Annotated in this window: 11 protein-coding genes; 8 read left to right on the forward strand and 3 right to left on the reverse strand. The window is 69.9% G+C overall.

All coding sequences use genetic code 11. From position 1 onward, the window contains the following. Positions 1 to 39: 39 nt before the first annotated feature. Both ACIA03_RS18200 and cofD read right to left on the reverse strand, forming a co-directional pair. The gene (locus ACIA03_RS18200; RefSeq protein WP_396985002.1) at positions 40 to 1,011 is read right to left on the reverse strand and encodes a coenzyme F420-0:L-glutamate ligase; all 972 of its coding nucleotides are present in this window, start codon (positions 1,009 to 1,011) and stop codon (positions 40 to 42) included. Then, positions 1,008 to 2,021 (reverse strand): 2-phospho-L-lactate transferase, encoded by a 1,014-nt coding sequence (gene cofD, locus ACIA03_RS18205; RefSeq protein ID WP_396985004.1) that lies wholly within the window; start codon positions 2,019 to 2,021, stop codon positions 1,008 to 1,010. The genes ACIA03_RS18200 and cofD overlap by 4 nt, the downstream gene beginning before the upstream one ends. 354 nt (positions 2,022 to 2,375) lie before the next feature. Here cofD and ACIA03_RS18210 point away from each other — a divergent pair, with 354 nt between their 5' ends. From ACIA03_RS18210 to ACIA03_RS18220, 3 genes are all read left to right on the forward strand, one after another. After that, positions 2,376 to 2,630: a WhiB family transcriptional regulator gene (locus ACIA03_RS18210; RefSeq protein WP_008361238.1), complete on the forward strand. Its 255-nt coding sequence runs from the start codon at positions 2,376 to 2,378 to the stop codon at positions 2,628 to 2,630. 217 nt (positions 2,631 to 2,847) lie between these two features. Beyond that, on the forward strand, positions 2,848 to 5,754 hold the full coding sequence (locus ACIA03_RS18215; protein WP_396985007.1) for a glycosyltransferase: 2,907 nt from the start codon (positions 2,848 to 2,850) through the stop codon (positions 5,752 to 5,754). Continuing rightward, positions 5,751 to 7,583, forward strand: coding sequence for a DUF5719 family protein (locus ACIA03_RS18220; protein ID WP_396985009.1), 1,833 nt, complete (start codon positions 5,751 to 5,753; stop codon positions 7,581 to 7,583). Before ACIA03_RS18215 ends, ACIA03_RS18220 begins: the two co-directional genes overlap by 4 nt. 519 nt (positions 7,584 to 8,102) lie before the next feature. Here ACIA03_RS18220 and ACIA03_RS18225 read toward each other — a convergent pair. Beyond that, positions 8,103 to 8,519: a metallopeptidase family protein gene (locus ACIA03_RS18225; RefSeq protein WP_396985011.1), complete on the reverse strand. Its 417-nt coding sequence runs from the start codon at positions 8,517 to 8,519 to the stop codon at positions 8,103 to 8,105. Here ACIA03_RS18225 and ACIA03_RS18230 point away from each other — a divergent pair. The 5 genes from ACIA03_RS18230 to ACIA03_RS18250 all read left to right on the forward strand — a co-directional run bounded on the left by ACIA03_RS18230 (position 8,518) and on the right by ACIA03_RS18250 (position 12,607). Continuing rightward, a complete protein-coding gene (locus tag ACIA03_RS18230; protein ID WP_396985013.1) occupies positions 8,518 to 8,970 on the forward strand; it encodes a DUF3499 domain-containing protein in 453 nt (150 codons plus the stop codon). The genes ACIA03_RS18225 and ACIA03_RS18230 overlap by 2 nt on opposite strands. 18 nt (positions 8,971 to 8,988) lie before the next feature. Beyond that, positions 8,989 to 10,395 (forward strand): phosphomannomutase/phosphoglucomutase, encoded by a 1,407-nt coding sequence (locus tag ACIA03_RS18235; protein ID WP_396985015.1) that lies wholly within the window; start codon positions 8,989 to 8,991, stop codon positions 10,393 to 10,395. Continuing rightward, positions 10,392 to 10,580 (forward strand): Trm112 family protein, encoded by a 189-nt coding sequence (locus ACIA03_RS18240; RefSeq protein WP_045552122.1) that lies wholly within the window; start codon positions 10,392 to 10,394, stop codon positions 10,578 to 10,580. Before ACIA03_RS18235 ends, ACIA03_RS18240 begins: the two co-directional genes overlap by 4 nt. A 5-nt stretch (positions 10,581 to 10,585) precedes the next feature. After that, positions 10,586 to 11,617: an SIS domain-containing protein gene (locus ACIA03_RS18245; RefSeq protein ID WP_396985018.1), complete on the forward strand. Its 1,032-nt coding sequence runs from the start codon at positions 10,586 to 10,588 to the stop codon at positions 11,615 to 11,617. 177 nt (positions 11,618 to 11,794) lie between these two features. Next, entirely contained in the window at positions 11,795 to 12,607 is an 813-nt protein-coding gene (locus tag ACIA03_RS18250) for a substrate-binding periplasmic protein (RefSeq protein WP_396985020.1), read from the forward strand. Positions 12,608 to 12,766 lie beyond the last annotated feature (159 nt).

The following is a 12,766-nucleotide window of genomic DNA, read 5'->3' on the forward strand; positions in this document are numbered from 1 at the left end:
TTCGGCGTACCTCGGGTCTTTTGTCGGGACGCGCAGATTCTAGGTGGTCAGTGGTAGCAGTAGGGAAGTTGCCCCGCGATTGTTCTCCTCGCGCTCGCATCGCCAGCCATGGGCGAAGGCCAGCGCGGCGACCACCGCCGGGTCGGCTCCCGCCACCCGGAGCCCGCCCTCGTGCGGAACGGGAGCGGTCCCGATCACCTCCACGACGGCTGCCGAGAGCTCCTCGACGCTCGCCGGGGCGCCGAACGGGGCCTGGTCCGCGACGGCACCCTTCAGGGCGCGTACGACGGCTTCCCGGGCGCCGAAGCCGAAGAAGTCCGACCCCTCGGGGCGGATGAGCGTGCTGGCTCCCGGCCCGTCGTCGCCGGGCTCGCGGACCAGGTCGGCGCGGCCGCGCAGGACCGCGAACGGCCGTGCGCCCAGCTTGCCCTGGGAGATCTCGGCCGCCGAGGCGATCTCGTCGACGACGGCGGGGGCGGTGACGACGAGGTCGTTGCCGTAGGCGTCGACCTGGCCGGCGAAGCTCTCCAGCACCTCGAGCCCGGCCGCGCCGATCGCGATGTCGGTCTGGCCGTCGCGCCAGGCGCGGCCGGCGGTGTCGGTGATGATCACCCCGACGTTCGCGCCGGTGCGGTCGCGCAGCGTCGCGCGCAGGGCGCGCGCGGAGGCGTCGGGGTCGAGCGGCAGCAGCACGATGTGGCCGGCCTCGACGTTGGAGGCGTCGATCCCGGCCGCGGCCATCGTGAGCCCGAGCCGGCTGCGCACGATCTGGGTCGGCCCGCGCCGGGCCACCACCCGCGTCGTCTCGCCAGGGAGCGCGTCGTCCCGGTTGCCCTCGCGGACCTGCCCTTCGGCCTTGGAGACCACCTTCGAGGTGACCACGACGATGTCGCCGTCGGCCAGCGGCGACGCGAGGCCAGAGTCGAGCGCAGTGAGGAGCAGGGCGGCGAGGTCGTCACCCTTACGCACCTCCGGTACGCCGTCGGGGGCGGTGACGGTGATGCCGGTCATCGGGCGACCAGCCCGACCGCGGCGGCGGCGATGTCGGCGGTCGCGTCCTCGGAGGACATCCACAGCGGGACCGCGGCCGCCTTCAGCCCGGACTCGGTGAGGGAGGCGACGGCAGCGGCGTCGGCGGTGTCGACCAGCCAGCCGTCGAGGATCCCGCCGGAGCCCCGCGTCCCATAGTGCAGACCGACGCCGGCGGCGGTCGCGTCGACGCCGATGGCGGCCAGCATCTGCTCCGCCATGCCGCGTACGTGATGGCCGCTGATGATCGGAGAGATCCCGACCACGGGGGCCGAGGTGGCGACCAGGCCCTCCCGGATCCCGGGCACGCCGAGGATGGTCCCGATCGAGACGACCGGGTTGGAGGGCGGCACGATCACCAGGTCGGACTTCAGCAGCGCGTCCATCACGCCCGGACCCGGCTTCGACTCGTCCTGCCCCACGAAGATCAGCTTCTCGACGGGAACGCCGGCTCGGAGGCGTACCCAGTATTCCTGGAAGTGAACGACCGAGAGACCGCTGGGTGAATTTTCGTCCTTGACCGCCACATGGGTCTCGACCCGGTCGTCGGTCATCGGCAGCAGCTGCACCCGGTCGCCCCATACAGGCTTCAGCCAGCGTTCGCACAACGCGGCGGTGACCTGCGACAACGGGAAGCCGGCCTCGAGCATCTGGGTGCGCACGAGATGGGTGGCGATGTCGCGGTCGCCGAGCCCGAACCAGGTGCCGGGCACGCCGTAGGCCTCGAGCTCCTCCTTGACCGACCACGTCTCGGCCTTGCGGCCCCAGCCACGCTCATGGTCGAATCCGTTGCCAAGGGTGTACATCACCGTGTCGAGGTCGGGGCAGACCTTGACGCCGTGCATCCAGAGATCGTCGGCGGTATTGGCGATCACGGTGACCCGGGCATCTTCCCTAATGCCTGGGACGCGGCCGGTAGAGATGCCGTGGAGGAGCCCGGAGATGAACTTCGAGCCACCATGGCCGCCGGAGAGAACGGTGATGTCACGCATGGTCCTAGCCTCTCAGACGAGGGCCAGCACCCCTGCTCCAGCCGGTGCGCAAAGCCCGTGTCAGCGGGGCCCTAGCAGATTTGAGGGTTGACTTGTGGCACCGACAGGCATGTAATTTCATCAGTGTGATTCGAAACTGAACCGGGGACCGACAGCGCTGGGGACAGCGCCTGAAAATCTCGGGAAAGATTTCGGCAGGGAAGTGCATCAAAATGACGACCTCGGTCGTAACAAGAGGCAGTTCCCGCAAAAACGGGGGGATCGGTTACCTGCCGATGGCGTGGAGGTGACTGGCCCAAGATGGGGTCACGGTCCCGAAAACAAGCTGAATAGGGTCGAAAGGTCGGAAAGACGATGAGAGAGCTGTTTCTCCTCGAGCCGGACACCGACGAAGGGGGCTGGCAGGAGCGCGCTCTGTGCGCGCAGACGGATCCGGAGGCGTTCTTCCCTGAGAAGGGTGGATCGACTCGGGAGGCCAAGAAGGTCTGCCAGACCTGCGAGGTGCGCCAGGACTGCCTTGAGTCTGCTCTGGGCAACGACGAGCGCTTCGGGATCTGGGGTGGACTCTCCGAGCGGGAGCGCCGCAAGCTGAAGAAGCGCGCAGTCTGAGGCAATAACCAAGCACGAGCCAGCAAGGCCCGGACCGTCAAGGTCCGGGCCTGCTGTCTTGTTCTGCCGATTGCTTCGCAATCCGCGCTTGTTTGCCGATTGCTTCGCAATCCACGCCGCGGAGCCGATGGGGCGCCGCTCATGCCCATGGGGATATCGCCGATCGCCCGACAGGTCCATTCGGTCTATCACCAGTTGGGCACTAGGGTTGCCGATCGTGCAAGCGTCGGTCGCTCTCGTCCTCGTCTCTCATAACGGCGCCGGCTGGCTTCCGACCGTCATCGACGGGATCAGGAACCAGCAGGCTCCGGTGAGCTTTGCCGTCACGATCGACACGGGCTCGACCGACAGGTCGGTCGAGATCCTGGAGGAGACCTTCGCCCAGGTGGTCAAGCTCCCGGCGTCGACGACGTTCGCGGATGCGGCCAACGAGGCCCTCGCGATCCTCCACCAGGCGGCGCAGCCGCCCGAGTGGATCTGGTTCCTGCACGACGACTCCACCCCGGACCCGCACGCGCTCGCGACGCTGCTCAACGCCGCCGAGGAATACCCGGAGGCCGACATCCTCGGCCCCAAGATCCGGGAATGGCCCTCGTTGCGCCGGATGCTCGAGCTCGGCGTCTCGATCTCGGTCACCGGCAACCGGGAGACCGGCCTGGAGCGCGGCGAGTACGACCAGGGTCAGCACGACGAGGTACGCCGCGTCCTGGCCGTCAACACCGCCGGCATGCTGATCCGGCGCGAGGTCCTCGAATACCTGGGCGGCTTCGACAAGCACCTCCCCGTCCTCGGCACCGACATGGACCTCGGCTGGCGGGCCGCCAACGCCGGCTTCACGACCATCGCCGTCCCGGACGCGGTCGTCTTCCACGTGGAGGCGGCCCACCGCGGCGTACGCAAGACGCAGCTGACCGGGCGCCGGATCCACTATCAGGAGCGACGGGCCGCGCTCTACACCCTGCTGGTCAACGGCCGGCCGGGGACGCTCCCGTTCACGATGGTCAGGTTCTTCTTCCAGACCCTGTGGCGGATGCTCGGCTTCATCCTGGTGCGCGACCCTGGGATGGCGCTCGACGACCTGGCCGCGTTGGGCTGGATCTACGGCCACACCGGCCAGATCATGGTCGCCAAGAGGCGGCGCCGGAAGCAGGCGCACGCCGACAAGGACGTCGTCAAGGCGCTGCTGCCTCCGCCGTGGCTGCCCTACCGCCACGGTCTGGACTTCGTCTCCGACGTGGCCACCGCGGTCACCCTGCAGGCCTCCGACATCGCCGAGCGGCGCCAGATGGCGCAGGCCGAGGCCGATCCGGCCTCCTTCGCCGCCAAACGGCAGGCCGAGCGGGCCCAGCTGGAGGAGGACGAGATCCCGGCCGAGACCGGGTGGCTGGTACGGCTGTTCACCAACCCGGTCGCCGTGCTCCTCGTCGTCGTCGGCATCCTCGGCGTCATCGGCGCACGTGCGGCGCTCGGTGGCGTGGCCGGCAGCGGCCTCGGGCCGACGCCCCAGACCGTGGGCGACTGGTGGCGGCTGCAGTTCGAGTCCTGGCACGCCATCTCGCAGGGCACCGGAGTGCCCGCGCCGCCACACGTCTTCCCGCTGGCGGTGCTCGCGACGTTCCTGGGCGGCAACCCGAGCCTGGCGGTCACCGCCGTCATGCTGCTCAGCTTCCCGATCGCGCTCGGCGGCGCGTGGCGCCTGCTGCGGGTCGCGGGCCGGCTGATCAGCCACCTCGGCGCCCCGCGCTGGCTGCTGCTGTGGGGTGCGACGGCGTACGCGCTGGTGCCCTACGTCAGCGGCGCCTTCGGTGACGGCCGGATCGGTGCGGTCGTCGTCGGCGCGCTGCTGCCCTGGCTCGCGCACGCCGCGCTCGGCTTCGGCGACCCCGTCGCCGACCGCCGCTGGCGCGCCGGGTGGCGCACCGGTCTGCTGCTGACCATCATCACCGCCTTCGCGCCGATGGCGTTTCTCGTCGCTGCCGTCTTCGCGGCGGTCATCTTCATCGTCGCCCGCCGGCTGATGCCTGCCGTGCTCAGCGACCGCGACCAGTGGGGTCCGCCGACGGCGGCCATCGCGACGCCGGTCGGCCTGCTGCTGCCGTGGTGGCTGCCGTCGATCTTCTCCGGCGGCTGGGCCGGGCTGCTGCTCGACCCGGGCCGGCTGCCGGCGCCGGCAGCCGGTGGGTTCGACCTGCTCGTGGGCCGTCTGACCGGTCTCGACGGCGCCGACCTCGGCGCCCCGTGGTGGCTGGGCCTGGCGCTGCCGCTGCTGGCGGTCCTCGCCCTGATCCCGAGCCGCACCCGGATCCCGGTCATGGTCTGCTGGATCGGCGCGGTCGCGACGGCCGTCGTCACGATGCTGCTGTCCTGGATCCCGATCCACCTCGACGCCGGCATCGCCCGGGTCGGCTGGGGCTTCCCGCTGGTCGCCATCCAGGGCCTCGCCGTGGTCGCAGCCGTGCTGGGGGCCCAGGGTGCCATCCTCGACGGTCTGAGCGGGCTGCGGAAGATCATGGTCGGTGCGGCGGCCACGGTCGCCGCGGTCGGGGTGATCGGCAGCCTCGGCTGGTTCGTCTACGCAGGCTCCGGCGACCTCACCGACAACACCCGGGCCCTCGGCCACACCGGGGTGCCCTCCTACATGCTCGACCCGACCTCGACCACCCTCGGCCCGGAGGACGGCGTCCTCGTGCTGCGCGGCTCGGTCGACGAGGGCATCCGCTACTCCGTCCTCCGCAACGACGGGATCACCCTCGGCGAGGACGAGATCGCGCAGGTCGCCGGCGGCTCCGACGAGCTCACCGGCGTCGTACGCCGCCTGGCGGCCGACCCCGACGACGCGGTGATCGGCGACCTGGCCGCCCAGGGCGTCGCCTACATCGTGATGCCGGGTCCGGCCGACTCCTCGGTCGCCGAGGGCATCGACGCCTCCGGGTCGGTGACCCAGGCGAGCACCGTCGAGCGCTCGACGCGCGCCTGGCTGCTCGACTCCGAGCCGAGCGATCCGGGCGTGACCGAGTCGCAGTCCATCATCCGTACGATCCTGTTGGTCCTGGCCGGGATCGGGCTGTTCGTGGTCCTGGTCCTGTGCCTGCCGACGCTGATCCAGAGGAGGGAGTCGGCATGAGTCACTCACGGGACCCCTACGACCGCTCGCACGAGCCGCAGGCCGACGACGTCTACGGCCAGGAGCCGTGGATGCTGGACCCCTACGCCGACCCGTACGCAGGGCAGACGGCCCAGAACCCGCCGGAGGGCTACACCCCGGAGCAGCTCTATGCCCAGGAGCCTTACGTGCCTGGTCCGGAGACCGGTCAGATGCTCGCCCAGACGGGCTATCCGCCGCCCTACGAGGGCGACTACCGGACCGGTGAGTTCCAGGCCCCGTACGAGCCCGAGCCGGAGCCGGAGTTCGAGGCCTGGCCGACCTCCGAGGAGATGCGGGCGGGGGAGGAGCCGGAGGCCGAGCCCGAGCGTGCCAGGGGCGGACGGATGGCGGCGGCGGCCGCGGCCGCTGCCGCGGCGCGACCCCGGCTGCGCCGCGTACGCAAGCAGCGCAGCCGACGGCTCGACAACACCGCTCTGGTGGCACTGGGCCTGATCGCCGTGATGGCCGTCGCCCTCCTGCTCAACCGGCCCCACCAGTGGGAGCAGCCGAAGCTGGCCGCCGACAGCAGCGCACCGGCCGCGGCCACCGTGGTGTGCCCCGGCAAGGCCAGGAAGGGCACCGACCAGGTCACCGTCACGAACGCCGCCGACGGGTCCGGCGAGGTCACGCTGAGCGGTCCGGGTGCGGGCAAGGGAACCCAGGCCACCGTAGGGTCCGGCAAGGTCACCGGCGCGTCGGTCAAGCCCGGCTCGGTCGTGGTCAAGGCCGGCAAGGAGGTCGCGCCCGGCCTGGTCGCGGGACGCTCGACGACCAAGCCGCTCGCCGCGACCGGCTGCCTGGCTCCGCAGGCCGAGGCCTGGTTCCCCGGGGTCGGTGCCGGTGCCACCCACAACTCGGTCCTCGAGCTCACCAACCCCAACAGCGGTGCGGCCACGGTCGACATCTCGCTCTACGACGACAAGGGTGCGGTGGCGGTCCCCGAGGACCTGCGCGGCGTCGCGATCCCCGGCAACACCACCCGCACCTTCGACCTGCTGCACGTGATCCCGCGCAAGGGCGAGCTGTCCCTGAAGACCACGGTCGTACGCGGCCAGGCCGGGGTGATGGTTCGCGACCGAGCCATCGCGCTCGAGAGCGGGGCGACGTCCGAGGACTACTTCCCGGGCCAGTCGACGCCGGCTGAGACCAACTTGCTGGTGGGCTATCCCAACAGCTCCTCGCGCCGCACGCTGACCGTCGCCAATCCCGGCGACACCCAGGTGAGCGCGGAGTTGCGCCTGCTCACGCCGAAGAACGTGCTCACCCCCGAGGGCGCTCCGGAGATCAAGGTGCCGCCCAACGGGCAGACACAGGTCGACCTGACCAAGCTGCTCGGCAAGGACAGCGCCGGTGACGCGTACGGCGTCGAGATCGTCGCCTCCGGCCCGGTCACCACCGCGATGCGCTCGGTCGGCGGCGGCGACGTCGCGATCACCACCGCCACCGAGACCATCTCGAAGCCGACCGCCGTCGTCGTCCCGGCCGGGGCCGGCGTCGGCAAGAAGCGGGTCGTGATCTCCGGCCCCGTCGCCAAGACCGGCAGCAGCGGCACCGTCAAGGTGGTCCCGATGACCGCGAAGGGCAAGGCGCTCAAGGCCAAGTCCGTCAAGGTCGGCCCGGGGCTGGGCGCCGAGATCGAGGTGCCCGCGGAAACCGCGCTGATCCAGCTCGTCCCCGAGGGTGTCCAGGTCAATGCGGCCGTGGTGCTGAGCGGCGACGGCGATGCGGTCGTACCGTTCCATCCGCTGCGCTCGGAGGTACGCACCGCCGGTGTCGCGCCTGGGCTGCCGTTGCCGTTGGAGCCCTGAGTCATTGGCGCTGCGCGCCGGCGGGTTGGTCCGTTTTGTGGTTGGTGTTTGCCGCCGACCCGTTACGGGAGAAATTTTGGCTGGCTATCGGGTCGGCGGCAGGGGTTTGGCGCGGCGATCGGGGTTGGGCACGGGCTTGGGGCATGGCGGTGAACGAATTTTCGTTCACATACGGGGTGGGGCTTCGGCTGGGTGGGGTCGGCGGGATGAACGAATTTTCGTTCACCCACGGGAGCGTCTGCTTCCGTAGGGGTGAATGAATTTTCGTTCATGCGGGGCGTCTACCTCCCGAGGAGCGACCGGCCTGCGGCCACACTGGGGCCGCCGCCCCTGATAGCCAGCCAAGTCTTTCTCGACGTGGTCCGGTGTCAAGGATCGCCGAAGGCGACCGGCGAAGCCGGCGGCCGCAGGCCGTCCTTTACTCCGGAGCAGGGCGAGAAACACTCGAGGACAGGGTCGGCGGCCCAGACCAGCCCCGAAGTCTCAGCACCGAAGTGCCCTTAGATGACAGACCGAGCCTCAGGGCTGATAGCGCGGATCCACATCCTCAGCGTCGATCCCGAGCAGATCGGCAACCTGCTCGACCACGACCATGAGCACCATCGCCTCGACCTCGGCACGAGTGTGGCAGCGGTGCTCGATCGGACGCCGGTAGATCACCAGCCGCGCCGGCTTCGCGCCCGAGCCGCGCTCGAGCGATCCGAGCGGGATGTGGTCCTCGACGGCCCAGTCCTTGGGGATGTCCGGCGACTCCTCGACCGCGTACTCGATCAGGCCCAGACGTGACTGCCAGCGCCCGTCGATCTCGGTGACGATCCCGAGCGCGATGTCGTCGAAGCGTTCTCGACGGGTACGCAGGACCGGGACCTTCGGGTCGGTCGGGACGGCCATCGGTCCGCGTCTGCCACGGCCGTGCCGATCCCTGTGCCTGGTCATGTACGCGAGCCTAACTGCGCGGCTGGCCTCAGGGGAGTACGGTTCACCCGTGACTGCTCGTCGTTGTTCGCGTACCGCCTGCCAGCGCCAAGCCGTCTGCACGCTCACCTATGTGTACGCCGACCAGACGGCCGTTCTCGGCCCGCTGGCGACCTATGCCGAGCCGCATGCCTACGACCTGTGCGAGGAGCACGCCGAGCGCCTCTCCGCGCCCCGTGGCTGGGAGGTCGTCAGACTGGCCCGAGAGCCGGTCGACCCGCAGCCCAAGGGCGATGACCTGCTCGCGCTGGCCGATGCCGTCCGGGAGGCCGCGAGGCCGCCGGCACCCGCGCCCCGAGGCCCCGCCGTCGCCCCCGGGCAGGGCGACCCCGACGAGCCCGTGACGAACGACGGCCAGCCGCGCCCCGGCGGCACCCGTCGCGGCCACCTCCGCGTGCTGACCTCGGAGTAGGGCACTAGAGTTCCGGACATGCCGGAGAGAGTCGACCCCGACATCGCCAACGCCGTCTTCAAGGCGTACGACGTCCGTGGCACCGTCCCTGACCAGATCGACGAGAACCTCGCCCGACTCGCCGGGCGGGCCTTCGTGCACGTCGTCGGTGCGCGGGGTGGGGAGATCGTCGTGGGCCACGACATGCGCCCCAGCTCTCCGTCGCTCTCGGGAGCCTTCGCGGAGGGTGCGACCGAGGCAGGCGCTGACGTCACCATCATCGGGCTGGCCTCGACCGACGAGCTCTACTTCGCCTCCGGCCATCTCGGCCTGCCGGGCGCGATGTTCACCGCCAGCCACAACCCGGCGCAGTACAACGGCATCAAGCTGTGCCGGGCCAACGCGGTCCCGGTCGGCGCGGAGAGCGGGCTCAACGAGATCCGCGACCTGGTCATCTCCGGTGAGGCCCCCGTCGTCGACGTCGCGGGCAGCATCAGCGAGACCGACGTGCTGGAGGCGTACGCCGCGCATCTGCTCGGTCTGGCCCCGGTCAAGGGTCGCAAGCTCACCGTCGTCGCCGACGCCGGCAACGGCATGGCCGGCCACACCGCCCCTGCGGTCTTCGGCCGCCTCGGCACCGACGCCGTCGAGCTGATCCCGATGTACTTCGAGCTCGACGGCACCTTCCCCAACCACGAGGCCAACCCGCTCGACTCGACCACGCTGGTCGACCTGCAGGCGCGCGTGCGCGAGACGGGTGCCGACGCCGGTCTCGCCTTCGACGGCGACGCCGACCGCTGCTTCCTGGTCGATGAGAAGGGCGACCTGGTCAGCCCGAGCGCGATCACCGCCCTGATCGCCGAGCGTGCCCTGGCCAAGGAGCCGGGCGCGACGATCATCCACAACCTGATCACCTCCCGCGCCGTCCCCGAGATCGTCACCGAGCTCGGCGGCACCCCGGTACGCACCCGCGTGGGCCACTCCTACATCAAGGCCGTGATGGCCGAGTCGAAGGCGGCCTTCGGCGGCGAGCACAGCGGCCACTTCTACTTCCGCGACTTCTGGCGCGCCGACTCCGGCATGCTCGCCGCGCTGCACGTGCTCGGCGCCCTCGCCGAGACCGACAAGCCGCTGAGCGAGCTGCTGGCGGCGTACGACCGCTATCCGATGAGCGGTGAGATCAACTCGACCGTGCCCGACCAGGCCGCCACCGTGGCCGAGATCGAGAAGGCGTACGCCGGGCGCGACGGTGTCACCGTCGACAAGCTCGACGGCCTGACCCTCTCCCACGCCGACTGGACGTTCAACGTCCGCGCCTCCAACACCGAGCCGCTGCTGCGGCTCAACGCGGAGGGCAAGGACATACTCACCATGGAGCGCGTGCGCGACGAAGCGCTCGCCATCATCCGAAAGACTGAACCCAATGAAAGGCGGGGTCCCGCATGAGCGCCCTAGGTTTGAGCGAGAAGCTGCTCGAGATCATCGTCTGCCCGCAGTGCCACGGCGACCTGCTGCCCGTCGAGGCGGACAGTGAGCTGGTCTGCCAGGGGGAGTGTGGCCTGGCCTATCCCGTACGCGACGGCATCCCCGTCCTGCTCATCGACGAGGCCCGTCCGACCAAGGGCGAGTGACTCCGATGACCTGGTTCGACGAGTCGAGGCTGGACGACGAGCGGGCGCTGGCCGGCATCGACCTGCTGCTGCGTTCGCTGGCCGAGTCCGGTGCCCGGGTCCGCCGCGAGGCTGCGCGTGCCGCAGAGCCCCTGCAGGAGGCCGTACGCCGCGCCGCAGAGACCGGGCGACCGCGGGCCGTGGTCGCCGCCGGTCCCGACTCGCGCCTGCTGCGCGCGGTCCTCGAGCCGTTCTGTCCGGTCCCGTTCGTCGCCTGGCCGGCCCCGGGTCTGCCGGGCTGGGCCGGGAGCCTCGACCTCGTGGTCGTGCTGGCGCCCACCGGCTCCGATCCGGGTGAGGCCTCGGCCGCCGCCGAGGCCGTCCGTCGTGGCGCCCAGCTGGTCGTGGCCGCGCCGGAGAAGTCGCTGGTCGCCCAGCATGCCGAGGGCCGCGACAGCACCTTGCTCCCGGTCGAGGGTGGCGACACGCTCGCGATGGCGATCCTGATGCTCACCTACCTCAACTCGATCGGTCTCGGTCCCGAGGCCGACGCGGGCAAGGTGGCCGATGCCCTCGACGACGTCGCCACGGCCTGCTCGCCGCATCGCGACATCTCGGTCAACCCGGGCAAGATCCTGGCGATCTCGCTGGCCGACTCGCTCCCGGTCGTGTGGGGCGGCTCCGTCCTGGCCGCCCGTGCTGCCCGTCGTGTCGCCGAGGGCCTGCGACGCGCCAGCGGCCGCGGTGCCATCGCCGGTGACGCCGACGACCTGCTCCCGGTCCTCGAGGCAGCCCGGCCCCGCAACGTCTTCGACGACCCGTTCGCCGAGGAGCAGGCATCCGTACGTCCCGTCCTGGTCATCCTCGACGACGGCGCGACCGATCCGATCATGGTCGAGCAGCGACGCTCCCTCACCGAGGCCGCGGACACGCGCGGCGTACGGGTGGAGGTCGTCGAGGCGAACGCGAGCACCGAGGTCGCCCGCTATGCGTCGCTGCTGCTCCAGGGAACATACTCCGCGGAGTATCTTCGTTTGGGTTTGGTTAACGATGTTTAATTCCGCATGATGGACAGATCCATGTGATCTGCGTCATGTCTTGCGGTCAGGTTCGTTGGCGGAGCGTAGTCACGATGTGAGACCCCTGGACGCCGGAGAGTGGGCCGTTGTTTTATTTGGCAACAAATCGGTCACATCAAGGCCGCATCCCCCACCCTGGAACAGGATCCCCCTCCCATGAACCAGACCAAGTTCGTCGTCGCCGGTGCCCTGGCGCTCCTGGGCGCCGTCGTCTTCAGCGGACGGCTCTCCGAGTCGGCCCCGTCCGCGACCGACGAGGCGAGCGCTGCTGTCGGTGGCACTCTTCGGATCGGCGTCGACGGCGCCGAGCCGGCCTACTACAAGGTCGACGGCGTGACCAAGGGCTTCGACTACCAGATGGCGCGCAGCGTCGCCGAGGGCATGGGTGCCGAGCCTGAGTTCGTGGAGATGGATCTCAACGAGCTCTTCCCGGCTCTGCGGGCGGGCAAGATCGACATGATCGGGGCCCAGGTGACCAAGACCGCGGAGCAGGAGCGCGAATTCGACTTCAGCACTCCCTACTTCGTGACGTACGTGTCGTTCCTCGCTCCCAAGGGCTCGCCCATCCGGACCCGCCGCGATGTCGATGGCAAGAACATCGCGGTCGTCGAGGGCACGGTGCAGAAGCGCTACCTCGAAGAGCAGTACCAGGACGTCAACATCATCGAGGCGCCGAACGCCGACGAGGCGGTCAGGTCGATGCAGCGAGGCGAGGCCGACGCGTTCTTCTACGGCGCTCCCTACTCCGAATCGATCATCAGGAGCGCACCCATCCCGCTGACGGAGCCGATCGTCTACCAGGCCGAGGACGCGCCCATCGGCTTCGTGGTCCGCGAGGGTGACGAGCGCAAGGAGCAGATCGACGGGGTCATCGAGGACATGGTCCTCAACGGGGAGTGGATGAAGATCAAGACCGACTACTTCGAGGCGGCCCCGCTCTCCGAGGTCTTCCGTGAAAAGGGCGCCTGATGTTCACAAGAACGCGTTTGTGTCTGCTCGTCTGGTGAGGGTCCGGTTTGGCGAACATAGCGCGTGATGCGTATCACGCGCCACGGTGAAAGTTCGGTTACGGAACGTGACGAGGACTGTCGAAGACCTGGACGTGGGGGAGCAGTCAGGTGTTTGATG

Source organism: Nocardioides sp. NPDC051685 (assembly GCF_044453405.1).
In the GTDB taxonomy this organism is placed as follows: Bacteria; Actinomycetota; Actinomycetes; order Propionibacteriales; family Nocardioidaceae; genus Nocardioides.

Bases quoted from the DNA above. Each gene is read 5' to 3' on its own strand.
- ACIA03_RS18200 (WP_396985002.1), bottom strand. From the start codon at position 1,011: ATGACCGGCATCACCGTCACCGCCCCCGACGGCGTACCGGAGGTGCGT.
- cofD (WP_396985004.1), bottom strand. From the start codon at position 2,021: ATGCGTGACATCACCGTTCTCTCCGGCGGCCATGGTGGCTCGAAGTTC.
- ACIA03_RS18210 (WP_008361238.1), top strand. From the start codon at position 2,376: ATGAGAGAGCTGTTTCTCCTCGAGCCGGACACCGACGAAGGGGGCTGG.
- ACIA03_RS18220 (WP_396985009.1), top strand. From the start codon at position 5,751: ATGAGTCACTCACGGGACCCCTACGACCGCTCGCACGAGCCGCAGGCC.
- ACIA03_RS18230 (WP_396985013.1), top strand. From the start codon at position 8,518: ATGTACGCGAGCCTAACTGCGCGGCTGGCCTCAGGGGAGTACGGTTCA.
- ACIA03_RS18225 (WP_396985011.1), bottom strand. From the start codon at position 8,519: ATGACCAGGCACAGGGATCGGCACGGCCGTGGCAGACGCGGACCGATG.
- ACIA03_RS18235 (WP_396985015.1), top strand. From the start codon at position 8,989: ATGCCGGAGAGAGTCGACCCCGACATCGCCAACGCCGTCTTCAAGGCG.
- ACIA03_RS18240 (WP_045552122.1), top strand. From the start codon at position 10,392: ATGAGCGCCCTAGGTTTGAGCGAGAAGCTGCTCGAGATCATCGTCTGC.
- ACIA03_RS18245 (WP_396985018.1), top strand. From the start codon at position 10,586: ATGACCTGGTTCGACGAGTCGAGGCTGGACGACGAGCGGGCGCTGGCC.
- ACIA03_RS18250 (WP_396985020.1), top strand. From the start codon at position 11,795: ATGAACCAGACCAAGTTCGTCGTCGCCGGTGCCCTGGCGCTCCTGGGC.